This window comes from Enterobacter sp. ECC_219_Taxon_10, assembly GCF_058354905.1.
The window spans coordinates 2,527,686-2,551,409 of record NZ_CM178005.1; the positions used below are offsets into that span (position 1 = coordinate 2,527,686).

At 58.2% G+C, this 23,724-nt stretch carries 20 protein-coding genes; 15 read left to right on the forward strand and 5 right to left on the reverse strand.

Going from position 1 to position 23,724, the window contains the following annotated elements; translation table 11 throughout:
* Positions 1-40 precede the first annotated feature (40 nt).
* The 7 genes from adhP (at position 41) to AC4ICF_RS12110 (ending at position 8,315) form a co-directional block, all read left to right on the forward strand.
* On the forward strand, positions 41-1,051 hold the full coding sequence (gene adhP, locus AC4ICF_RS12080; RefSeq protein WP_023311899.1) for an alcohol dehydrogenase AdhP: 1,011 nt from the start codon (positions 41-43) through the stop codon (positions 1,049-1,051).
* A gap of 149 nt (positions 1,052-1,200) precedes the next feature.
* Positions 1,201-2,820 (forward strand): TIGR04028 family ABC transporter substrate-binding protein, encoded by a 1,620-nt coding sequence (locus tag AC4ICF_RS12085; RefSeq protein WP_316379194.1) that lies wholly within the window; start codon positions 1,201-1,203, stop codon positions 2,818-2,820.
* 10 nt (positions 2,821-2,830) lie between these two features.
* Positions 2,831-3,775, forward strand: a complete 945-nt coding sequence (locus tag AC4ICF_RS12090; RefSeq protein ID WP_116339748.1) for an ABC transporter permease — start codon at positions 2,831-2,833, stop codon at positions 3,773-3,775.
* Positions 3,772-4,620 carry an ABC transporter permease gene (locus AC4ICF_RS12095; protein WP_163329503.1) on the forward strand — a complete coding sequence of 283 codons (849 nt, stop codon included), beginning with the start codon at positions 3,772-3,774 and terminating at the stop codon, positions 4,618-4,620. The genes AC4ICF_RS12090 and AC4ICF_RS12095 overlap by 4 nt, the downstream gene beginning before the upstream one ends.
* On the forward strand, positions 4,620-6,227 hold the full coding sequence (locus AC4ICF_RS12100) for a dipeptide ABC transporter ATP-binding protein (protein WP_316379195.1): 1,608 nt from the start codon (positions 4,620-4,622) through the stop codon (positions 6,225-6,227). Before AC4ICF_RS12095 ends, AC4ICF_RS12100 begins: the two co-directional genes overlap by 1 nt.
* Positions 6,224-7,213 carry a putative FMN-dependent luciferase-like monooxygenase gene (locus tag AC4ICF_RS12105; protein ID WP_316379196.1) on the forward strand — a complete coding sequence of 330 codons (990 nt, stop codon included), beginning with the start codon at positions 6,224-6,226 and terminating at the stop codon, positions 7,211-7,213. Before AC4ICF_RS12100 ends, AC4ICF_RS12105 begins: the two co-directional genes overlap by 4 nt.
* Before the next feature lie 10 nt (positions 7,214-7,223).
* The gene (locus tag AC4ICF_RS12110) at positions 7,224-8,315 is read left to right on the forward strand and encodes an alkylhydroperoxidase domain protein (RefSeq protein WP_316379197.1); all 1,092 of its coding nucleotides are present in this window, start codon (positions 7,224-7,226) and stop codon (positions 8,313-8,315) included.
* A gap of 6 nt (positions 8,316-8,321) precedes the next feature.
* Here the strand turns inward: AC4ICF_RS12110 and araJ are convergent, their stop codons facing one another.
* Positions 8,322-9,497, reverse strand: coding sequence for an MFS transporter AraJ (gene araJ / locus AC4ICF_RS12115; RefSeq protein WP_166711261.1), 1,176 nt, complete (start codon positions 9,495-9,497; stop codon positions 8,322-8,324).
* Positions 9,498-9,662: 165 nt separating this feature from the next.
* On the opposite strand from araJ, the gene ppk2 reads away from it, so the two are divergent.
* Entirely contained in the window at positions 9,663-10,481 is an 819-nt protein-coding gene (gene ppk2, locus AC4ICF_RS12120) for a polyphosphate kinase 2 (RefSeq protein WP_080329185.1), read from the forward strand.
* Positions 10,482-10,541: 60 nt separating this feature from the next.
* On the opposite strand, the gene fdnI is transcribed toward ppk2, so the two are convergent.
* From fdnI to fdnG, 3 genes are read right to left on the reverse strand one after another with little or no spacing between them, the layout of a single operon-like run.
* Complete coding sequence (gene fdnI, locus AC4ICF_RS12125; RefSeq protein ID WP_316379198.1) at positions 10,542-11,198, reverse strand: formate dehydrogenase-N subunit gamma; 657 nt, start codon at positions 11,196-11,198, stop codon at positions 10,542-10,544.
* Entirely contained in the window at positions 11,191-12,075 is an 885-nt protein-coding gene (gene fdxH / locus AC4ICF_RS12130) for a formate dehydrogenase subunit beta (protein WP_166711265.1), read from the reverse strand. Before fdxH ends, fdnI begins: the two co-directional genes overlap by 8 nt.
* Before the next feature lie 11 nt (positions 12,076-12,086).
* On the reverse strand, positions 12,087-15,134 hold the full coding sequence (gene fdnG, locus AC4ICF_RS12135; protein WP_316379199.1) for a formate dehydrogenase-N subunit alpha: 3,048 nt from the start codon (positions 15,132-15,134) through the stop codon (positions 12,087-12,089).
* Between the two features lie 220 nt (positions 15,135-15,354).
* Here fdnG and yddG point away from each other — a divergent pair, with 220 nt between their 5' ends.
* Together yddG and AC4ICF_RS12145 are read left to right on the forward strand one after the other, a co-directional pair.
* The gene (yddG, locus tag AC4ICF_RS12140) at positions 15,355-16,233 is read left to right on the forward strand and encodes an aromatic amino acid DMT transporter YddG (protein WP_316379200.1); all 879 of its coding nucleotides are present in this window, start codon (positions 15,355-15,357) and stop codon (positions 16,231-16,233) included.
* Positions 16,234-16,709: 476 nt separating this feature from the next.
* On the forward strand, positions 16,710-17,819 hold the full coding sequence (locus tag AC4ICF_RS12145) for a porin OmpC (RefSeq protein WP_320720544.1): 1,110 nt from the start codon (positions 16,710-16,712) through the stop codon (positions 17,817-17,819).
* A 49-nt stretch (positions 17,820-17,868) separates the two neighbouring features.
* Here AC4ICF_RS12145 and AC4ICF_RS12150 read toward each other — a convergent pair whose 3' ends face one another.
* Positions 17,869-18,813 carry a LysR substrate-binding domain-containing protein gene (locus tag AC4ICF_RS12150; protein ID WP_116339731.1) on the reverse strand — a complete coding sequence of 315 codons (945 nt, stop codon included), beginning with the start codon at positions 18,811-18,813 and terminating at the stop codon, positions 17,869-17,871.
* Between the two features lie 170 nt (positions 18,814-18,983).
* On the opposite strand from AC4ICF_RS12150, the gene AC4ICF_RS12155 reads away from it, so the two are divergent.
* Genes AC4ICF_RS12155 through AC4ICF_RS12175 form a run of 5 tightly spaced genes read left to right on the forward strand, consistent with a single transcriptional unit; the run spans position 18,984 to position 23,711 of the window.
* Positions 18,984-19,934 (forward strand): branched-chain amino acid ABC transporter permease, encoded by a 951-nt coding sequence (locus AC4ICF_RS12155; RefSeq protein WP_233003341.1) that lies wholly within the window; start codon positions 18,984-18,986, stop codon positions 19,932-19,934.
* An 8-nt stretch (positions 19,935-19,942) separates the two neighbouring features.
* Positions 19,943-21,049 (forward strand): branched-chain amino acid ABC transporter permease, encoded by a 1,107-nt coding sequence (locus tag AC4ICF_RS12160; RefSeq protein WP_316379202.1) that lies wholly within the window; start codon positions 19,943-19,945, stop codon positions 21,047-21,049.
* On the forward strand, positions 21,046-21,813 hold the full coding sequence (locus tag AC4ICF_RS12165) for an ABC transporter ATP-binding protein (protein ID WP_316379204.1): 768 nt from the start codon (positions 21,046-21,048) through the stop codon (positions 21,811-21,813). Before AC4ICF_RS12160 ends, AC4ICF_RS12165 begins: the two co-directional genes overlap by 4 nt.
* A complete protein-coding gene (locus AC4ICF_RS12170) occupies positions 21,806-22,525 on the forward strand; it encodes an ABC transporter ATP-binding protein (protein ID WP_316379205.1) in 720 nt (239 codons plus the stop codon). The genes AC4ICF_RS12165 and AC4ICF_RS12170 overlap by 8 nt, the downstream gene beginning before the upstream one ends.
* A gap of 28 nt (positions 22,526-22,553) precedes the next feature.
* Positions 22,554-23,711 (forward strand): branched-chain amino acid ABC transporter substrate-binding protein, encoded by a 1,158-nt coding sequence (locus AC4ICF_RS12175; protein ID WP_316379206.1) that lies wholly within the window; start codon positions 22,554-22,556, stop codon positions 23,709-23,711.
* The last annotated feature ends 13 nt before the right edge of the window (positions 23,712-23,724 follow it).

The following is a 23,724-nucleotide window of genomic DNA, read 5'->3' on the forward strand; positions in this document are numbered from 1 at the left end:
CCCTGCTATGCAGATACTTATCATGAACAAGGAGATACACATGAAGGCTGCTGTTGTTACTCAGGATCATCAGGTCAACGTCACCGAAAAAACCTTACGCCCGCTAAAGCACGGGGAAGCCCTGCTGAAGATGGAATGCTGTGGCGTATGCCATACCGACCTTCACGTGAAGAACGGTGATTTCGGCGATAAAACCGGGGTGATCCTGGGCCATGAAGGGATTGGTATCGTGAAAGAAGTCGGCCCTGGCGTGAAGTCGCTGAAAGTCGGCGACCGCGCAAGCGTGGCCTGGTTCTTTGAAGGATGCGGCCACTGCGAATACTGTAATACCGGCAACGAAACCCTGTGCCGCGATGTTAAAAATGCCGGTTACTCCGTTGACGGCGGCATGGCGGAAGAGTGCATCGTCACCGCTGACTACGCCGTAAAAGTGCCGGACGGTCTGGAATCCGCTGCAGCCAGCAGTATCACCTGCGCTGGCGTTACCACCTACAAAGCGGTGAAGGTCTCGGGTATCAAACCGGGCCAGTGGATCGCCATTTACGGTCTCGGCGGGCTGGGTAACCTCGCTCTGCAGTACGCTAAAAACGTCTTTAACGCCAAAGTCATCGCCCTTGACGTTAACGACGAACAGCTGAAGCTGGCGGCCAGCATGGGTGCAGATTTAACCATTAACTCCCGCAGCGAAGATGCCGCGAAAATTGTGCAGGAGAAAACCGGCGGTGCCCATGCCGCAGTCGTCACTGCCGTCGCCAAAGCGGCATTCAACTCCGCCGTTGATGCCGTGCGTGCCGGTGGCCGCGTGGTGGCGGTTGGCCTGCCGCCGGAAGCGATGAGCCTCGATATTCCGCGTCTGGTGCTGGACGGCATTCAGGTGGTGGGTTCGCTGGTCGGTACCCGTCAGGATCTGCAGGAAGCCTTCCAGTTTGCGGCCGAGGGCAAAGTGGTGCCGAAAGTGACGATGCGTCCGATCGAAGACATCAACGCCATCTTTAAAGAGATGGAACAAGGCCAGATCCGTGGTCGTATGGTGATTGACCTGCGTTCGTAATCACCCACCGTACATCACCGCTCCTTACCGGGGCGGTTTTTTTATAGCCATTTTCCGGCAATCCTTATCTTAATTCCTTTGTTCACTTGTTTTCCCGCGCGCCCGATGATGAATCCGACGCTAACAAGAAGATAACAAAGGAATTCACCATGCAAACCCCATTTCGTCTGCCGCTACTGACGGCGCTGATTCTGACGACCACCGCAGCCTGGTCCGCGGATGCGCCTGTTAAAGGCGGCACGCTGATTTATCTGGAGCAACAGGCGCACACCAACCTCTATCCGCCTGCCGGCGGCTTCTACCCGAACGGCGGCATTCTGAACCAGATCACCGACAAACTGACGTGGCAGAACCCAAAGACGCTGCAGGTGGAACCCTGGGTGGCAGAAAGCTGGACCACCAACGCCGATAAAACCGAATACACCTTTAAACTGCGTCCCGGTATTACCTTCTCCGACGGCACGCCGCTGGATGCTAACGCCGTGGCGAAAAACTTTGATACCTACGGCTTAGGTAACAAGGCGCAGCGCCTGCCGGTGTCAGAAGTGATCAATAACTATGATCGTAGCGAAGTCATCGACCCGCTGACCGTGAAGTTCTACTTCAAAAAACCGTCGCCGGGGTTCCTGCAGGGCACCGCCACCATTGGCTCGGGTCTGGTCTCGCTCAGCACGCTGAAGCGCAACTTTGAAGAACTGGGTGACGCCCGCCACATCATTGGCTCCGGGCCGTTTGTGGTGAAGGACGAGAAGTTGGGGCGTGAAGTGACGCTCGAAGCCCGTAAAGACTACCAGTGGGGGCCCAAAAACCTGCCGCAGCAGGGGCCAGCCAATCTGGACGGCATCAAGTTTATCGTCACTCAGGAAGACAGCGTGCGCATCGGCGCCCTGCTGGCCGGCCAGGCCGACTTTATTCGCCAGGTGCAGGCGTATGACGAAAAGCAGGCGACCGACCAGGGCTATAAAATCTACGCTGCCCCAACGCGTGGGGTGAACGACAGCATCAGCTTCCGTCCGGATAACCCGCTGGTCTCCGATATTCGCGTACGCCAGGCGCTGCTGCATGCCACCAACGCAAAACAGGTGGTCGAGACCCTCTTCTCGGCCAACTATCCGCAGGCGAAGTCGGTGATTGCCGATTCCGCAGCAGGCTTTGTCGATCTCAGCGACAAATTGACCTTTGACCCGGTAAAAGCCAACAAGCTGCTGGACGACGCGGGCTGGAAAGCGGGCAGCGACGGGGTCCGCGCCAAAGACGGCCAACGACTGGCGCTAACGGTGTATGAATCCCTGCCGCAGCCGCAAAACAAAGAGGTGCTGCAGCTGGTTGCCCAGCAGTGGCGACAGGTGGGCGTGGCGCTGAGCGTCAAAGCCGGTGACGCAGGCAGCCGCACGCTGGATAACCTTGACCCGCAGAAAACCCCGTTAACCGTCTCCGAAGTAGGCCGCGCCGATCCTGACGTGGTGAAAAGCATGTTCTACCCGGCTAACCGCGACGCGCTGCTGCAAAAAGGCGGATCCAGCGACAAGGTCAAAAACTTCCGTGACGACAAGCTGAATGAGCTGCTGGTGAACATTTCGGCTGAGGTCGATCCGCAAAAACGCCTGCAGCTGACGGGCGACGCCCAGCGCTACCTGCTGGATAACGCCTACGTTATCCCGATTTTCGAGGAGCCGCAGGTCTTTGCCGGTGCGCCGTGGCTGAAAGGCGTCAATTTTGAAGCGGTAGGCCGCCCGTCGTTCTACGGCGCGTGGATTGAGAAACACTGAGGAGCTGACGATGCGCCACGCACTTCTTCAACGCTTTGGGCACGGGCTGCTGGTACTGTGGGCCGCCTTTACCCTCTCGTTCGTGTTGCTCCAGGTGCTGCCGGGCGACGCGGTGCTGATTAAATTTCAGAACCCGGACCTGGGCCTAAGCCCGGCGCAAATCGAGGAGATGCGCGTGGCCTACGGCGCAGACAGCCCGCTGTGGCAGCAATACGGCCACACGCTGCTGGCGATGCTGCGCGGGGATTTCGGCTATTCGTTACAGGCAGGGGTGCCGGTCAGCGAGCTGATTGCCAGCAATCTGCCGGATACCCTGAGTCTTGCCCTGCCCGCGTTTGTGCTCGCGGTCCTGCTGGCGTTTGCGCTGGCTTTTGCATCGCGTCTGCCGGGTCTGCGCTGGCTGAGCAATACCCTCCAGTCGCTGCCGGTCCTGTTTATCTCCTTACCCACTTTCTGGCTGGGGATTGCCCTCATCCAGCTCTTTTCATTTCAGCTGCGGCTGATCCCGGTGATTAACCCGACGCCACTGCAGGGGTTGATCCTGCCAATCGTTACCGTCGCGATCCCGATCTCCGCCCCGCTGGCGCAAATCCTGATGCGCAGCCTGGACCAGGTGGCAACGCAGCCGTTTGTCGCCGTTGCCCGGGCCAAAGGGCTGAGTGAAACCGCCGTTCTGTGGCGTCACGTCACCCGCAACGCCCTGCTACCGGTCCTGAACATTGCCGGGCTGCTGCTGGGCGAGCTGATTGCCGGGGCGCTGATCACCGAAACCGTTTTTGGCCGCAGCGGGCTCGGCCAGCTGACCCAGCAGGCGGTGAATAACCAGGATATCGCCGTGCTTCAGGCGGTAGTGATGATTTCCGCCCTCGGTTTTGTCCTGATTAATCTGCTGGTGGATCTGCTGATGCCGCTGCTGGATCCCCGTCTGCAAACCGTTACCGGAGGTGCTTCATGAGCCTGGTCGATTACGCCGCCGCCGCGCGAAAGCGCGTTCCAGCGTGGCAGGAAGTGGAATGGCAACCGGGACTGTGGCTGGCATGGGGGGTGATTATTCTCGCCGCTTTTGCCGCCGTGGCGCCTGGCCTGTTAACCCACTACAGCCCGATTGAGGGCATCGCCGGGGCACAACGCCTGGCGCCGCAGGCGGGACACTGGCTCGGCACCGATCAGCTTGGCCGCGATGTTTACACGCGCATCGTGTACGGTGCCTCACACTCCCTGAGCGCAGCGCTGGCCGCCGTGACGATGGGTCTGGTGGTGGGTACCGGCTTAGGGGTGGTTGCCGGGGCGTTCGCCGGACGCGTCGAGTCTTTCCTGATGCGTTTTGTCGACGTGCTGCTGTCCATCCCGTCTCTGCTGCTCTCACTGACGGTCATTATTCTGCTCGGGTTTGGCACCGTTAACGCCGCGATTGCCGTAGGCGTTGCCTCCATTGCCAGCTTCGCCCGCCTCGCGCGCGGTGAAGTGGTGCGCATCCGGCACACGGATTACGTCGAGGCGGCGTTTGGCAGCGGCGGGACGTTTTTCGCCGTGCTGTGGCGACACATCCTGCCCAACGCGTTAACCGCCGTCCTGGCCTTTGCCACGCTGCAGTTTGGTCAGGCCATCCTGGCACTCTCCACGCTGAGCTTTCTCGGCTACGGCACCCCGCCGCCCGTGCCGGAATGGGGCTTATTGATTGCCGAAGGCCGTAACTATCTCTCTACCGCCTGGTGGTTAACCACCTTCCCCGGCGTCGTCGTCATCGCCGTGGTGCTGGCCACCAACCGTATCAGCCAACAGTTCAGCGGAGGTCGCTAATGACCGTTCTCTCAGTGGAAAATTTGACGATCAGCTACCGTACCGCGCGCCAGTGGCGAGAGGTGGTGCATAACGTCAGCTTCACGCTCGGGCGAGGGGAAATGCTGGCGTTTGTCGGTGAATCCGGATCCGGCAAAACGACCACGGCACAGGCGATCATTGGTCTGCTGGCCGACAACGCCCGGCGCGATGCGGGAAAAATATCGCTCAACGGCGAAGAGATTAGCCTATGGTCCGCCAGGCGTCTCGATACCCTTCGCGGGGCGCGAATTAGCCTGGTTCCGCAGGATCCGGGTAATTCGCTCAACCCGGTGAAAACCATCGGCGCGCAGGTCGGAGAAATCATTCAGCTACACCAGAAAGTGACCCGCGCCCGGCGCGACGAGCAGGTGCTCGCCCTGCTGACAAAGGTCGGCCTGAGCCACCCCGAACAGCGCATGACGCAGTATCCCCATCAGCTCTCCGGCGGGATGAAACAGCGCGTGCTGATTGCCATCGCCATTGCCCTGCGCCCGGACGTCATCATTGCCGATGAGCCCACCAGCGCGCTGGATGTGACGGTGCAAAAGCGTATTCTCGATCTGCTGGATATCCTGCGCCGGGAATCGGGTACCGCCGTTCTGTTTGTCACCCACGATCTTGCGCTGGCCGCGCAGCGCGCGGACAGGCTGCTGGTTTTTCGCGATGGCGAGGTTCAGGAGCAAGGCAACACCGCCGATATCGTACGCACGCCTCAGCACGCCTACACCCGCCAGCTGTTGAGCGATCTCCAGGGCCAGCGCCTGACCATCGCCCCGGTGGCCGGCCGCCCGCTCGCGTCTCCGGCCATTCGCGCCCGCGCCATCAGCAAACAATTCTCCCTGGGCAAAGGTCATCAGCTTCAGGCGCTGGATCGGGTGACGTTTGACGTCAGGCGCGGCAGCACGCACGCGCTGGTCGGGGAATCCGGCTCCGGGAAAACCACCCTCGCCCGTATTTTGCTGGGTTTTGAACAGGCCGACAGCGGGCAGGTCATCATTGACGATATTGATGCCACCGCGCTCAGCCGCGAGGCCCGCCGCCAGCTGCGCCAGAAGATCCAGTTTGTTTACCAGAACCCGTTTGCCTCTCTCGACCCGCGTCAGACGCTGTTTGACATCATCGAAGAGCCCCTGAAGAACTTTTCTCGCCTCGGTAAGGCGGAGCGCAAAGTCCGGGTCGAGACCGTGGCACAGCGGGTTGCCCTGCCGGTCGATATATTGAGCCGCACCGCCCGGGAGCTTTCAGGCGGACAGCGTCAGCGCGTTGCCATCGCCCGGGCGCTGATCCTGGAGCCGACCATTCTGGTGCTGGACGAAGCCACCTCCGCGCTGGACGTCACCGTGCAGGCGCAGATTCTGGCTCTGCTTCAGCAGTTGCAGCAGCAGCTGGGACTGACCTACCTCTTCATCACGCATGATTTGTCCACCGTCCGCCGGATCGCCCACAGCGTCACGGTGCTGCGCAGCGGTCAGGTGGTCGAACAGGGCGATGTCGGAACCTTATTCGCGTCGCCGCAGAACGACTATCCCCGCGAGCTGATTGACGCCATTCCCCATTTTTCACCCGCTACGGAGGAGTTCGCATGACGCGAAAACGCCTGGGATTTTTCACCCGCCTGCTTGACGACGCCACGCCGAAGGAGCGCTATCGTCTGGCAACCGAACAGATCCGCCACGCCGAACGCCACGGCTTTGACAGCGCCTGGATCGCGCAGCACCACTTCCACGAAAGTGAAGGCGGCCTGCCGTCGCCGCTGCTGTTTCTGGCGCACGTGGCCGCCCATACCGAAACCATCCGGCTGGGCACGGCCATCATTACCCTGCCGATGGAAAACGCGCTGCGCGTGGCGGAAGATGCCGCCGTGCTCGATTTACTCGCCGATGGCCGTCTTGAAGTCGGTTTTGGATCGGGCGGCACACCGACCTCCTTTCTGCCGTTCGGCCTGACGTTTGAGGAGCGCAGCGCGGCCTTTGCGGACCATTTGCATGTGATTCAAAGCGCCTGGCGCGGGGATTCACTGACCCATCCGGATAACCACCTTTATCCGCCGGCGCCACAGCTTGCCGACCGTATCTGGATTGCCACCTTCTCCGTTGACGGTGCCGTTCGCGCCGCCCGGGCTGGACACGGTTTAATGCTCTCCCGCACGCAGCCTCGCCCGGCAGACCGCCCGGATTTAACGCTCGACGCGATCCAGAACCCGATTGTGGATGCCTACCTCGAAGCGCTGCCTGCGGGCATCGCACCGCGTATTCTGGCCTCCCGTACGGCGTTCGTCGCCGACAGCGATGACTATGCGCTCAGGGTCGCAACGCCGGGCCTCACGAAACAGGCCCGGCAGCATCGCGCTGCCGGGCACGCAGTTAAAGGTGACACCGTCACCGATTATATCCGCCAGTTTGACGCGCATATCGGTTCCCCCGATACGGTGCTGCATTCGCTGAATGCTGACTCCGTTCTCAGGCGCGCCACGGATATCTCATTCCAGGTCCATTCGGTCGAACCCACGCACCGCGACACGCTGCGCTCCGTTGAGCTGATCGCAGAACAGATTGCCCCCCACATCCTTTGAGGAGACACCTATGTCATTAAGTCAGGACATTCTCGCCGAGCTGGCGGAAATTAAACCCGGTTCCCCTCTGGCAGAGGCGCGCGCTACGCGAGATGCCGCCACACGCCACGCCCAGGGCAGCTACGAAATTCTGTTTAGCCAGCAGGATAATGATTTTGCACTCGACGAGCGCTTCGCCGTGGCGGCCAAAGTCGCCAGGTGGCACAGCGCGGAGGCGCTGGCCGCGCACTATGCGGGGTTTGGCCTGGCCGACCCCACCTCGGACCGCCTGACCCCGGCGCTGAATTTCGCGCGCCTGCTGACATTTTCACCCGTCGAAGCCACGCCGGCCGCGTTAACGGCGCTGACCCAGGCCGGGTGGAGCAAGGAAGGCATCGTTACCCTGGCGCAGCTCGTCGCGTTTGTGAGCTTCCAGAGCCGACTCGTCGCCGGGCTGCGGCTGCTGAACGACAGGCCCGTCGCGGCAAGCGAAACGCCGGTGGCGGCAGGCGTCTGGCACACGACCGCAACCACGGTCACCGGGAAGACGTCACCTGTCGCGTTCACCCAGCAGGAGCTGGGATGGGAACCGTGGATAGCGGCCAAACCGCTGGCGGACTTCCGTGACGATGAGGTTGCCATCCTGGCGAAATTTGGCCATACCGATTCCGACTACTTCCGCCTGCTGGGGCGCAACCTGCCGGTACTTGAACAGCGCACGCTAACGGATAAAGGAATTTTTTATACATCGGGGGGATTGCCGCGCGCCGAGCGCGAGCTGGCCGCAACGGTCGCCAGTAAAATTAACGGCTGCATCTACTGCGCATCTGTCCATGCGCGTAAAGCCAGCCAGCTGTCAAAGGATGACGCTGCGGTAGAGGCCCTGCTGGCCGTGCGGCCGGGGCAGTCCCTCAGCGAGGGGCAGTCTGCACGCTGGCAGGCGGAAATTAACTTTGCGGGGGCGCTGTCTGTCACGCCGCCTGCCGCCACGCCGCTACACCTCGCCGCGCTGGAAAAAGAGGGGCTGGATACCCTGGCGCAGCTTGACCTGGTGCAGTCCGCCGCGTTCTTCGCCTGGGCCAACCGGCTGATGCTGACCCTGGGTGAACCCTGGCTTGCGTGAACCCCATCAGGCTAGCGCGCGAGCGTTAGCCTGAGCCCGTCTCGCCCGCAGGTAACCGTAAATCAGCAGCGCGCTCATGGCCGAGAAAGAGAGTATTGCCGCTGGCAGCGTGACGTAGCGCCAGCTAAAGCCGAGGGTAATCATCATCCCGCCGAAGTACGCACCGATCGCACTGCCGAGATTAAACGCCATCTGCCCTCCTGCTGCCCCCAGCATCTCACCGCCCTTCGCATTTTGCAGCAGCAGGATCTGCAGCGGCGCGGAGAGCGCAAACAGCCCGGCACAGCAGATAAAGCCCATGACCAGCGAGGCCGCTTGCAGTTCGCCAAAGGCAAAAAGCAGCAGCAGTGAGGCGACAATCACCATGTCGGTAGCCGCCGCAATGCGCAGCGGGCTAAACCTGCCAGAGAGCTTACCGCTCAGCAGATTACCTAACACCATGCCAAGCCCCATCAGCATCATGATGACCGTCATCAGCCCTTCCGAAAAGCCGGAAACATTGACCATAAAGGGCTTAACGAAGCTAAACCACGCGAACACCCCGGCATTGCCAAACATCGTGGCGGCAAAAATCAGCCAGGGTTCAGGTTTCCTCAGAAATTTGAACTGCTCGGTCAATTTGATTTCTGACGTGTCGCGGATATCCGGCACCCAGAGCAGAACTGAGAGGATCACCAGCGCGTCGAACACCGCAATCAGGAAAAAGGTATAGCGCCAGTTAAAGGCGTGCCCCAGCCAGGTCCCCAGCGGCACGCCCACCAGGTTGGCTACGGTCATACCGGCGATCATCCCGGCCACCGCGACCGTCACCTTACCCGGTGGTGCAATTTTGGAGAGGATTATCGCCCCGACGCCAAAAATGGCCCCGTGCGGAAAACCGGAAATCAGCCGCCCCAGCGCCAGCCAGAAATACGACGTAGAAAACGTAAACAGGGCATTGCCAACAGCGCACATCACCACCAGAAACAGCAGCGTGGTTTTTAAGGAGAACTTGCCTGAAAACAGCGCCACAATCGGGGCGCCAACCACCACACCGAAAGCATAAAACGAGATCATATTCCCGGCGGAGGGAATCGAAATGCCGGTGTCATGTGCCAGCTCGGTTAGCACGCCCATAATGCCAAATTCAGCCATTCCCAGGCCAAACGTGCCAAGCGCCAGCGAAAAAATTGTCTTTTTCATACCGCAACCACAGGTTAAAAACTCGCGACGGGCATTATTGAACAATCTTGTATGGTGAGCCAGTTCAAATCAGCTGGCTGACACATTAATCCATTAATTCAGGTGGATTACACTTTGTCGTGCGGCCTCGTTTTTCCCGTGCCGGACAACCAGAGGATGACAATTATGGGAAGTAAAAAGAAAGCCCCTGTCGCTGTTGAAGTCGTAAAGAGTGCTCCGCTAAAGACTAAAGAATATGAAAAAGAGCTGCGCCGCCTGCACGTTGAACTGGTCAAGCTCCAGCAGTGGGTTGTCGCCAAAGGACTGAAGGTGTGTATCGTTTTTGAGGGGCGCGACGGCGCCGGTAAAGGCGGCACCATCAAAGCGATTACCGAGCGCGTCAGCCCGCGCGTCTTTCGCGTCGTCGCGCTTCCCGCGCCTACCGATAAAGAAAAAAGCCAGCTCTACTTCCAGCGTTACGTGCCGCATCTGCCCTCAGCGGGCGAAATCGTCATCTTCGACCGCAGCTGGTATAACCGCGCGGGCGTCGAGCGCGTGATGGGATTCTGTACCGAAGAACAGGTGGAGAAATTTCTGGACGGCACGCCGGTCATGGAAAAAGCGATGGTCGATGCCGGCATTATCCTGCTGAAATACTGGCTGGAGGTGACGCCAAAAGAGCAGGAGCGCCGCCTGCGCGACCGCATCAACGATGGGCGCAAAATCTGGAAGCTGTCCCCCATGGACATTAAATCTTTTAACCTGTGGGACGAGTATACCCTCGCCCGCGACGCCATGTTTGAAGCCACCGATACAGCCTGGGCACCGTGGTTTGTGGCCCGTTCAGAAGATAAAAAACGCGTGCGCCTGAATATTATTTCGCACCTGCTGACGCAAATCCCCTATAAAGAAATACACGTAGACAAGGTGGATTTACCGAAACGTAAAATTGGTAAAGTTAAACCCACAAAATATCCGTTCCGGTATGTGGAAGAGCGGTTCTGATATAGCAGGGGTAGGCCCGTGCAAGCGCAGCGCCGCCGGGCAGAGCCGACGGCGCAGGTCTTACTTGATCCCTTCCGTACTTTCCTGTTTCGCTTCCAGGCGTTCCACGTCACGATACCAGCGCGGATGGTGTTTCTGCGCCCAGCGGCGGCTCACCTTCCCTTCAATCATGCCTTTAATCGACCCTTTTACCCAGAACGCCATATACATATGGATCAGGATGGCGTGGATCAGAATGATGGCCGACGTGGCGTGGATCAGTAGCGCGTAGCGAATTACCTGAATGGGGAAATACTGGGCAAAATACGGACGCCAGATAATTACGCCGGTCACCAGCAGCACAAAAATCATGCTCATGATGGTCCAGAACATCATCTTCTGTCCGGCGTTGTATTTGCCCACCTTCGCGACTTTATGCTCGTTGCCCTTCAGGACTTCGACGATCCCTTTCACCCACGGGATATCCTGCTTGTCCGGGATGTTATGGTGGACAAAACGCACGAACATAAACATCAGCACCACAAAAATCAGCACGCCGAAGAACGGGTGCAGAATGCGCCCCATCTGCGGCGTACCGAAGGTTTCGGTCAGCCACTGTAGCGTTGGGAAGAAGAACGAAATCCCGGAGACCGCCACCAGGAAGAAGCAGATCACTACCGTCCAGTGACAGGCGCGATCGACAAACTTCGTGCGCACAATCATTTTCGACTTACTCATGATGCTCCTCCTCGTCGTCATCCACCTCTTTGTTTGGCCCGATACCGATGTAGTGATAAATCAGCCCCGCGAAGGTGGCGATAAAGCCCGCCGCGGAGAGCGGTTTAAGCGCCCCTTTCCACAGGTTGATGGAGGTATCGATCGCCGGATCTTTCGGCAGATTATGATACAGCTCCGGCTGATCGTTATGGTGGAGCACGTACATTACGTGCGTGCCGCCCACGCCCTGCGGGTTGTAAATGCCCGCCTTGTCGTAGCCGCGCGCTTTCAGCTTGTCCACCCGCTCTTGCGCCACGTCCAGCATCTCTTTTTTGGTGCCGAAGTGGATAGCACCAGTGGGACAAGTCTTGACGCAGGCAGGCTCCTGCCCGACGCTGACGCGGTCCACGCACAGGGTGCATTTATATACCCGGTTATCCTCTTTATTGAGGCGCGGGACATTAAACGGACAGCCCGCGATGCAGTACCCGCAGCCGATGCAGTTGTCCTGCTGGAAGTCGACGATCCCGTTGGCGTACTGAATAATCGCGCCGGCAGACGGGCAAGCCTTCAGGCAGCCCGGATCTTCACAATGCATGCAGCCGTCTTTGCGGATGAGCCACTCTAGCCTGCCGTTCTGGTCGGTTTCGCTAAAGCGCATCACCGTCCAGGATTTGGCGCTCAGATCCGCCGGATTATCGTAGACCCCGACGCAGTGCCCCACCTCGTCGCGGATATCGTTCCACTCCGAACAGGCCACCTGGCAGGCTTTACAGCCCACGCAGGAGGAGACATCGATAAGCTTGGCGACTTCTGCCTTATAGTCCCGCGCGCGGGGCGCGGGGGTGATCGGGTTGGTCGCGGAGCGTTTAATAATGTCTTGTGTTTCCATCGCCATTTAATCGCTCCTTACGCTTTCTCGATGTTGACCAGAAACGCTTTGTACTCCGGCGTTTGCGAGTTGGAATCGCCGACGTTTGGCGTCAGGGTGTTGGCGATGTAACCTTTTTGCGCCACGCCCTCAAAGCCCCAGTGCAGCGGGATACCGACAGTTTCTACCTGCTGGCCGTGCACGTTCAGACTTTGCAAACGACGGGTGACCACCGCCACCGCGCGAATAAAACCGCGCTTGCTGCTCACCTTCACGCGGTCGCCGTTGGCAATGCCCTTCGCTTTCGCCAGTGTTTCGCTTATCTCCACAAACTGTTCCGGCTGCGCGATGGCGTTAAGCCGCGCGTGCTTGGTCCAGGTATGGAAATGCTCGGTCAGGCGATAGGTCGTTCCTACATACGGGAATTTGTCCTTTTTGCCCAGGCGCAGCACGTCCTCTTCGTAGATCCGCACCACCGGGCTGGAGACCACGTTCGGGTGCAGCGGGTTAGTACCGAGCGGCGTTTCCATCGGCTCGTAGTGTTCCGGGAACGGCCCTTCCGCCAGCTTGTTGAGGGCGAACAGGCGTCCCAGCCCTTCCGGCTGCATGATAAACGGCCCGGTGTTGCTGCCCGGCGCGGCGGTGTTGTAGTCCGGGATGTCGTTCCCCGTCCACTTCGTCCCGTTCCACTGGATCAGCATCCGTTTCGGATCCCACGGCTTGCCGTTCACGTCGGTGGACGCACGGTTGTACAGCACGCGACGGTTCAGTGGCCATGCCCAAGCCCAGCCCAGCGTGTTGCCCAGGCCTGACGGGTCAGCGTTGTCGCGGTTCGCCATCTGGTTACCCTGCTCCGTCCAGCTGCCGGTGTAGATCCAGCAGGATGATGCCGTGGTACCGTCGTCACGCAACAGCGCGAAGCTGTTCAGCAGCTGGCCTTTCTTCGCCACCAGGTTGCCGTTGGCGTCGTAGAGATCCGCCAGCGCCACGCCGTTGTTCTCTTTCGCGACTTCCTCAGACTCAGGACGATCCGGCTGCTTGTAGTGCCAGCTCATCTTCAGCAGCGGCTCAGCGCCTTTGCCGCCTTCAGTGCGGTACATTTCGCGCAGGCGATGGTAAATGCCGGCCAGGATTTCGCCGTCGTTACGCGCTTCGCCCGGCGCGTCCTGCCCTTTCCAGTGCCACTGCAGCCATCGGCCGGAGTTGGCAATAGAGCCGTCCTCTTCCGCAAAGCAGGTAGATGGCAGGCGGAACACTTCGGTCTGAATCGACGCCGGATCGACATCGTTTGACTCCCCGTGGTTCTGCCAGAAGGTGGAGGTCTCGGTCACCAGCGGATCGATAACCACCATGTACTTCAGCTTGCTCAGGCTGCGAACGACTTTGTTCTTGTCCGGGAAGGAGGCCACCGGGTTGAAGCCCTGGCAGATATAGCCCGTGACGTTGCCCTTATCCATCATGTTGAAATACTTGATGACGTCGTAAGCCTGGTCCCACTTCGGCAACCACTCAAAGCCCCAGTCGTTCTCCTTCTGCGCTGCGTCGCCGTAGAAGGATTTCATCAGGCTGACGTAGAACTTCGGATAGTTGCTCCAGTAGTTCACCTGATCCGGCAGCGTCGCTTTTGGCGTATTGGCCTCAAGATATGCTTGCAGATCGGCCTGCTTTTCAGACGGCAGCGTCAGGTAGCCCGGCAGGCTGGTGGAGAGCAGACCGAGATCGGTTAAGCCCTGAATATTGGAGTGACCGCGCAGCGCGTTCACGCCGCCGCCTGCCATCCCCATGTTGCCGAGCAGCAGCTGGATCATCGCCATGGTGCGGATGTTCTGCGCGCCCACGGTGTGCTGCGTCCAGCCCAGCGCATACAGGAACGTGGTGGTTCTGTCGGCGGCGCTGGTGGAGGCCAGCACTTCACACACCTTCAGGAAGTCCGCTTTCGGTGTGCCGCAGATGTTCTCCACGACGTCCGGCGTATAGCGGGAGACGTGCTGCTTCAGCAGGTTCCACACGCAGCGCGGATGCGTCAGGGTTTCATCCCGCATCGCATAGCCGTTTTCGTCGAACTGATAGTTCCACGAGGACTTGTCGTACTGGCGTTTTTCAGCGTCATAGCCGCTGAACAGCCCGTCATCAAAGGCAAAATCATCCCGCACCAGCAGGTTCGCGTTGGTGTAGTGCTTAACGTATTCCGCGTTGATTTTGTTGTTTTCGATCAGGTACAGCAGCACGCCGGACAGGAACGTAATGTCCGTACCGGAGCGAATCGGCGCATAGATATCGGCCACAGATGCTGTACGCGTAAAGCGCGGATCGACGACGATAAGCGTCGCATCGTTGTTGTTTTTCGCTTCCATCGCCCAGCGGAACCCCACCGGATGGGCTTCAGCGGCGTTACCGCCCATCACCACCACGACGTTAGCGTTTTTGATATCAACCCAGTGGTTGGTCATCGCACCGCGACCAAATGTTGGAGCAAGACTTGCTACCGTTGGTCCGTGTCAGACGCGCGCCTGGTTGTCTACCGCCAGCATGCCGAGAGAGCGCACAAATTTTTGTGTCAGCATGCCGGTTTCATTGCTTGCCGCAGATGCGCACAGCATCCCGGTAGAGAGCCAGCGGTTGACCGTTACGCCCTGCTCGTTCTTTTCAATAAAGTTGGCGTCACGGTCGGCTTTCATCAGTTTTGCAATACGGGAGAAAGCCTCATCCCAGGAGATACGCTGCCATTTGTCGGAGCCCGGCGCGCGGTATTCCGGGTAGCGCAGGCGGTTTTCGCTGTGGACATAGTCCAGCAGGCCCGCCCCTTTCGGGCAGAGTGCCCCGCGGCTCACCGGATGATCCGGATCCCCTTCAATATGGTAAATCGCTTCTCTGGCGTTCTTCGCGCCATCGCCCAGGCTATACATCAATAGCCCACAACCCACGGAGCAGTATGTGCAGGTGTTACGGATCTCTTTCGCACGCAGCAGCTTATAGTTGCGTGCCTGAGCCAGCGCCATTTTGGGAGCAAATCCCAGCATTGCGGCTGTGGTTCCGGCCATACCGCCCGCGCAGATTTTGAAAAATTGTCTGCGGCTGACGTCCATTGTTGTCCTCGTTATCTGATAAGACTTCGCGCCGCAAACTAACAGCAAAGTCCCTGTTTTTTTTGCGTCAAATCAAGGTCGCCTGACTTCGCCCCCTTAATAGTCACCGCTGCCGCGTTTGAATAATCCTTTAGGGTTAAACGCCTGAGAGAATAATTCGCGACAGGGTCAGGATTAATGCGATACATTTTTCCTTTGTTTTTTTAGCGATGAAGACGTAATGGACAGAAAGAGAGCAACGCTCACGGGACTGGCGGCAATACTGTTGTGGAGCACCATGGTGGGCCTGATTCGCAGCGTGAGTGAAGGGCTTGGGCCGGTCGGCGGCGCGGCGATGATATATACCCTCAGCGGATTGCTTTGCCTGGTGACGGTAGGATTTCCTGATATTAAACGTTTTTCTCCCGGGTATCTTATTGCAGGCAGCGTACTGTTTGTCAGTTACGAAATTTGCCTGGCGCTGTCGTTAGGCTATGCCGCCACGCGAGCGCAGGCCATTGAAGTCGGTATGGTAAATTATCTCTGGCCGAGCCTGACGATCGTCTTTGCTATTTTATTCAACGGACAGAAATCAACGCTGTGGGTCATTCCCGGGTTAGCTATCGCGCTGCTCGGCGTGTGTTGGGTATTAGGCGGTGAGCAAGGGCTACATATTGATGAAATAATCCGCAATATCGTCTCGAACCCGCTCAGCTATACACTGGCCTTTGCGGGGGCATTTATCTGGGCCGCTTACTGCACGGTAACCGCTAAATTTGCCAGAGGCCAAAACGGTATTACCCTCTTTGTTTTGTTAACTGCGCTCAGCCTGTGGGTGAAATATTCTCTGAGCGATCAGCCGGAAATGGTGTTCAGTTTTCCGGTTATCGTGAAGCTCGTTATGTGCGGTATCGCGCTTGGGTTTGGCTATGCCGCATGGAATATTGGCATTCTGCACGGTAACGTTACGGTGCTGGCTGCCGTGTCCTATTTTACTCCCGTTCTCTCTGCCGCGCTTGCTGCCGTGCTGCTGAGCTCTCCCCTCTCTTTCTCGTTCTGGCAGGGCGCGCTGATGGTCTGCGCCGGGTCATTGCTCTGCTGGTACGCCACCCGGAAATAGCGTCCGGATTTCTGCCGGGTGTGATTAAACCCGGCAGAAAATTAACATAAATTTAATATGTGATCGCACCAGAAAATATTAATCTGAACATTAGTGAGATCGTTTAGGTTCTGTTTATATTATCTTCCTTTCGTAAATTCCACACATCTTAAATTGACATAACCTGACACCTGCGCGTAACTACTTCCCTGCGAATATTACCGTCCTTAATAGTAAGAAATGCAATAGTCCACGCCTCCGGAACCGTTTAAAAATAAATCCACGCCGATTAAATATTCGCCACCTCAAATTATCATGGCGTCATTAACCCGATCTCGATCACACTAAATGAAATTATTACTCATATTTTGAAACTTATTATTGAAAGGCAGCGACAAGATTTTTAAAAATAGCACGCCGTTGTCGAACAGCCTCGTATAGAAATTGCTCGCAATGGTTCAGGAAATACTGAAAAAAAATTATAAGGAATATTTAAGATGAAACTTAAATTAGTTGCAGTGGCAGTCACTTCCATGTTGGCAGCAGGCGTTGTAAACGCAGCTGAAATTTATAACAAAGACGGTAACAAGCTGGATCTGTACGGTAAAGTGACAGGTCTGCACTATTTCTCTGATGACGCTGGCGCAGACGGTGATAAAACCTACATGCGTATCGGCTTCAAGGGTGAAACCCAGGTTAACGACCAGCTGTCCGGTTACGGCCAGTGGGAATACCAGATTCAGGGTAACAAAGACGAAGGCGACAACCAGTCCTGGACCCGTGTGGCCTTCGCAGGTCTGAAGTTCGCTGAAGCCGGTTCATTCGATTACGGTCGTAACTACGGCGTGGTTTACGACGTGACCTCCTGGACCGACGTTCTGCCAGAATTCGGCGGAGACACCTACGGCGCAGACAACTTCCTGCAGTCTCGTGCAAACGGCGTAGCAACTTACCGTAACCAGGACTTCTTCGGTCTGGTTGACGGCCTGAACTTTGCCCTGCAGTACCAGGGTAAAAACGGCAGCGTAAGCGGTGAAAACACCAACGGCCGCAGCCTGCTGAACCAGAACGGCGACGGCTACGGCGCATCCCTGACTTACGATCTGGGTGAAGGCTTCAGCGTTGGGGGGGCAATGTCCTCCTCCAAACGTACCGCTGACCAGAATGCGGCTGGCGTATACGGTGAAGGCGACCGCGCTGAAGTGTACAGCGGCGGCGTGAAGTACGACGCGAACAATATCTACCTTGCCGCGCAGTACTCTCAGACCTACAACGCGACCCGCTTCGGTACCTCTAACGGCAACCGCAGCGACATTTACGGTTTCGCAAACAAGGCGCAAAACTTCGAAGTTGTGGCTCAGTACCAGTTCGACTTTGGCCTGCGTCCATCCATTGCTTACCTGCAGTCTAAAGGTAAAGACATCGAGAACTTCGGCGACCAGGATCTGGTTAAATACATCGATGTTGGCACGACCTACTATTTTAACAAAAACATGTCCACCTACGTGGATTACAAAATCAACCTGCTGGACGATAACCAGTTCACTCGCCAGGCAGGTATCGGTACCGACAACATCGTTGCGCTGGGTCTGACCTACCAGTTCTAAACCTTGTTTGTACAAAAGCCAGCTGAATAAGCTGGCTTTTTTCTTCTCTTTACCCCGCAGACGACTCCCCGCCCGCAGCCCTGCGAAGCCAGTTTTGCAGCAGCTTACCGTCCTCGGTCATCTCTGAATCTGTACGTACGCAGAGGTGATAGTCGCGCCCGTCATCGATGGGTAGGTCAAATATCTTCACCAGCTCACCGCTCTCCAGGTAAGGTGCGATCAGCGGCTCGCGCATTAACGCGCAGCCCAGCCCGGCCTGCACACCTGCCAGCGTCAACAGCCCGTCTTCAAACAGAGGGCCGCTGCGCCGGAGAGGACGTTTTACCCCCTGCAACAGAAACCACTGCGCCCACGTGGTGCGCTCTTCATCATGCAGCAGCGGCATTTGCAGCAGCTGCTCAGGCGTGTCGATATGGCCATGAATACGCAAAAACGTGCGGCTGCACACCGGCACCATCTGTCCGGAAATTAGCTTTTCACTTTGATAGCCCGCCCACTGACCGTTACCAAAACGAATCGACATATCCGACGCATCGCTCAGATAGTTACGATGGTTGGCATACACTACGTTGATCTCGGTCTGCGGATTCGCGCGCATAAAAGCAGGCAGACGCGGGATAAACCACCCCATGCCAAAGAGCGGGATCAGGCTGATGGTGACCTGACGCGTTTGCGCCTGCTCAGCCAGATGTTCCGTTGCCTGGCGCAGCACGTTAAACGCCGCACGGATCGAGCGGTAGTATTCACGTCCGTGCTGGCTCAGCACCAGCCTTCGCCCCTGACGCTCCGTCAGTGGCATTTGCAGATAGCCTTCGAGCACCTTGAGCTGATGGCTGACAGCCGACGGTGAGATCTCAAGTTCCTGCGCGGCCAGCGTGACGCTGCCCAGCCGGGCAATGGCCTCAAAGGCACGTACGGCCCGAAGCGGTGGATCGTTTGCCAGGCGACTGTCTGCATAAGCAGACGCATCCGCTAATTGTTCTGTTTTATTCATATATTGATTTCTTTAGGCTTATCCGCCAAAAACAGGCTTACACTATCTTTATATAAATCATCAAGATAAAGCAATATCGGTTTATCATAAGAAATAATATATGTGTATTTTACAATTTAATTCATTTATCGGATGGTAGCCGCAGAAGAAGCTCTTTGCGGGTACAAACGTTGGATACACTCATACAACAACTGATCAACGGCGTGATGCTGGGAAGCATTTACGCGCTGATCGCGCTGGGCTATACCATGGTGTATGGCATCTTGCGCATTATTAACTTCGCTCACGGCGATATTCTGATGGTCGGGGCGCTCACCACGCTTTCCGCCATTAACGCCCTGAACGCCACCTTTCCGCACATGCCGCTGCTGTTGCAGCTTGGTGTTGCCCTTGTGATTGCGATGGCCGTCTGCGCCCTGCTGGCCATGGCCGTTGAGCGCTTTGCCTACCGCCGGCTGCGCAACGCCCCGCGCCTGGCGCCGCTGATCTCGGGTATCGGCGTCTCCGTCCTGCTGCAAACCCTGGCGATGATTATCTGGACGCGCAACCCGCTGATGTTCCCGCAGATCCTGCCGATGGACCCTATCGCCGTCACATCCGGCAGCGAAGCGCATCCTCCCGCCATCATCACCGTCACCGGTATCGTCACCGTTGTCCTGGCGCTGGCGGTAATGACTGGGCTGTGGCTGCTGGTGGAATACACCCGCCTGGGGCGCGGCATGCGCGCCGTTGCGGAAAACCCACGCGTGGCCACGCTGATGGGGGTTAACCCAAACGCCATTATTACCCTGACGTTTGCCATTGGTGGCGTATTTGCCGCGCTGGCAGGCGTGATGATGGCGAGCAACTACGGCAACGCCAGCTTCTCAATGGGCTTTTTGCCCGGGATTAAAGCCTTTACCGCCGCCGTACTGGGGGGCATTGGCAACATTCGTGGCGCAATGGTTGGCGGCATCCTGCTCGGCATTATCGAAGCGCTGGGCGCAGGTTACCTGGGCGAACTGACCGATGGCGTATTTGGCAGCAACTATCAGGACGTCTTTGCCTTTATGGTGCTGATCCTGGTGCTGGTCTTCCGTCCGGCTGGCCTGCTGGGCGAGCGCGTGGCGCACAGAGCGTAAGGAATACCATGACAACACTTCAACTCCAGACCCCGGCAACGACGCGCAAATTCTGGTCAGGCATGAGCCTGTTCTGCCTCGCGCTGCTGGTTGCCCCCATGGTAGCCACGCAGCTTGGCGGCAACTACTGGGTGCGCGTTATCGACTTCGCCCTGCTCTACATCATGCTGGCGCTGGGGCTCAATATTGTGGTGGGCTATACCGGCCTGCTGGATATGGGGTTTATCGCCTTTTACGCGGTCGGGGCTTACCTCGCTGCGCTGATGGCCTCGCCACATTTGCTGGAGGTATTTCCTCTCCTCGGCGTCTGGTTCCCGGACGGGCTGCACACATCATATCTGCTGATTATTCCGCTGGCTGCGCTTGTTGCCGCAGTCTGCGGCATTTTACTGGGTGCTCCCACGCTGAAGCTGCGTGGCGACTACCTGGCGATAGTGACCCTCGGATTTGGGGAAATTATCCGCATCCTGATGCGTAACCTCGACCGTCCGGTGAACATCACCAATGGTGCAAAGGGCATTACCGGGGTGGATACGCTGAATCTGTTCGGCCTGAAGTTCAGCGGCGTATACCACTGGTTTGGTTTCAAAGTGCCTGCCCTGTGGCTGTGGTACTACCTGCTGATGCTGGTCATTGTGGCGATTATTGTTGTCTGCCTGCGCCTGCAGCACTCGCGTATTGGCCGCGCCTGGCACGCCATCCGTGAAGACGAGGATGTGGCCCGCGCGATGGGCATCAACGTACGTAACTACAAGCTGCTGGCCTTTGCAATGGGCGCCTCTTTTGGTGGCGTGGCGGGCGCCCTGTTCGGCGCGTTTCAGGGCTTTGTCTCCCCGGAATCCTTCACGTTACAGGAATCCATTGCCGTGCTGGCGATGGTGGTGCTGGGCGGTATGGGTCACATTCCCGGCGTGATCCTCGGCGCGGTACTGCTTACCGCCCTGCCGGAAATGCTGCGCAGCCAGGCAGCCCCGGTACAGCAGGCGCTGTTCGGCACGGTACTGATTGATCCGGAAGTGTTGCGTCAGCTTTTCTACGGCCTGGCGCTGGTACTGGTCATGCTGGTGCGCCCCTCTGGGATCTGGCCAGTACGCCACAAAGAGGTGAATACATGAGTCTGTTAACCGTGCGTAATATGTCAAAACGCTTCGGCGGCCTTACCGCCGTGGACGACGTTTCGCTCTGCGTAAATAAGGGTGAGATCTACGGACTCATCGGCCCTAACGGGGCGGGAAAAACCACCTGCTTTAACCTGATCACCGGGCTTTATCCGGCGGACAGCGGTGAGTTTTCTATTGCCGATAAGCCCTATTTCCCGAAGCACATTGAGAAAGTTACCGCCGCCGGGATTGCGCGCACCTTTCAGAACGTGCGCCTCTTTAGCGACATGTCGGTGCTGGAAAACGTGATGGTGGGCCGCCACGTGCGCACCCGTAACGGTCTGTGGGCCACGCTGAGCCGCCACAGGCGTGCACGCGAGGAAGAGAGGCAGACCCGGGAGCTGGCCTGGCACTGGCTGGAGTACACCGGTATTGCGAAGTTCGCCCACTACCGCGCCCGCGATCTGGCCTATGGTCACCAGCGCCGTCTCGAAATTGCCCGCGCGCTGGCAACGGAACCGCTGCTGCTGGCGCTGGACGAACCCGCCGCCGGGATGAACGCGGCGGAAAAAGTGGCGCTTGGCGAACTACTTACCCGTATTCGGGATGACGGTAAAACCCTGCTGATGATTGAGCATGACGTCAAGCTGGTGATGGGCATCTGCGACCGTCTGACGGTGCTCGATTACGGCAAAACGCTCGCCACCGGCACGCCGGAAAGCGTGCGTCGCGACCCGGCGGTGATCGCCGCCTGGCTTGGAGGCAACGGCCATGTCTGAATTACTGAAGGTAGAACGTCTGGACGTGCATTACGGCGGCATTCAGGCCGTACGCGATGTCTCCTTTACCCTTCACGAGGGCGAACAGGCTACGCTGATCGGCGCTAACGGCGCGGGGAAAAGCTCCACCGTGCGCGCCGTTACCGGGCTGGAAAGCTTTAGCGGCAGCATTGAATTCAGCGGTAAAGCGGTACGTAAACACAGCCCCGAAGCCCTGCTCCGCGACGGGCTGGTCATGGTCCCGGAGGGACGCGGGATCTTCTCCCGCATGACGGTACTGGAAAATCTGCAGATGGGCGCCTGGCTCAGGCGTGACACCGTCACCGTTAAGCGCGAGATGAACGAGATTTTCGAGCGCTTCCCGCGTCTGGGCGAACGCCAGCATCAGCTTGCCGGCCTGCTGTCCGGCGGTGAGCAACAGCTGCTGGCCCTTAACCGTGCCCTGCTCAGTCACCCGCGGCTGTTGATCCTCGACGAACCCTCGATGGGCCTTGCGCCGAAGATGGTAGAAAACATTTTTTCCATCATCGCCGACCTGCGCGAGCGCGGCGTTGCCCTGCTTCTCATCGAACAAAACGCCCGTCTCGCGCTGGAAGTCACCGACAGCGCGTGGGTGATGGACAGCGGCAGCATTGTTCATCATGGCGAATCGAAAGCGCTGCTCAATGACGACCAGATTGCACAGATTTATTTGGGCGAAATGCCTGTTTAACAACACCAGCCAACATCAGGGAAATACAATGAAAACAGTAAAAATCAGTGCGCTCAGCGCCGCTATTCTGCTCGGTAGTTTTGCCTCTACCGGTGCCTGGGCCGCCGAAGGGGAAACCGTAGTTATCGGTCTGGCAGGCCCGCTCACCGGCCCGTCTGCCCGTATCGGTAAAGATCTGGAAAACGGCGCGCAGCTGGCTATCGATGACATCAACAAGCAGCACCCGACCATCGGCGGCAAAGCGGTAACCTTCAAACTGCAATCCGAAGACGATCAGTCAGACCCGCGCACTGCCGTAGCCGTCGCGCAGCGCCTTGTGGACAGCGGCGTGGCAGGCGTGGTCGGCCACTGGAACACCGGCACCAGCATTCCTGCGGCCCGCATTTATCACGATGCGGGCATCGCCCAGGTGGCACCGGTCGCGACCGGTCACGCCTATACCAAACAGGGTTTTGACACCAGCTTTCGCGTGATGGGCCACGACGACGACGGCGGTCAGCTAGCCGGCCAGTACGCGGTCAACGCGCTGAAAGCCAAACGCATTGCGGTGATCGACGACCGTACCGCATTTGGTCAGGGTCTGGCGGACCAGTTTATTAAATCGCTTGAAGCGCAGGGCGTGAAGGTTGTCGATCGTCAGTACGTGGATGACAAAACGGTGGACTTCAGCGCCGTGCTGACCGCTATCCGGAGTAAAAACGCCGATCTGATCTTCTTCGGCGGCGTCGACAGCCAGGCCGCACCGCTGGCGCGTCGTATCAAACAACTGGGCATGAACGCCACCCTGATGGGCGCAGGCGGATTTGTCAGCCAGACGTTCCTGCAACTGGCGCAGAAAGAAGGCGAAGGCGTGGTCGCCCTCGAACCAGGCCTGCCGGTTGAGCAGATGCCGGGCGGTAAAGCGTTCGAACAGGCGTACCAGTCACGCTACCACACCCATATCGAACTGCACGCCCCGTTCGCCTATGACGCCACCCGCGTGCTGGTTGCGGCGATGGAAAAAGCAGACTCCGTTGAGCCGTCCGACTATCTGCCCGCCCTGCGCGCCATCAGCTACGCCGGCGTCACCGGACAGATCGCGTTTGATAAAGAAGGCAACCTGAAATCGCCGTCTTTCACCGTTTACAAAGTTGTCGATGGCAAATGGCAGCCGCAGACCGTGCTGGGTGGGGCAAAAGCGAAGTAACGCAGTGAGGGCA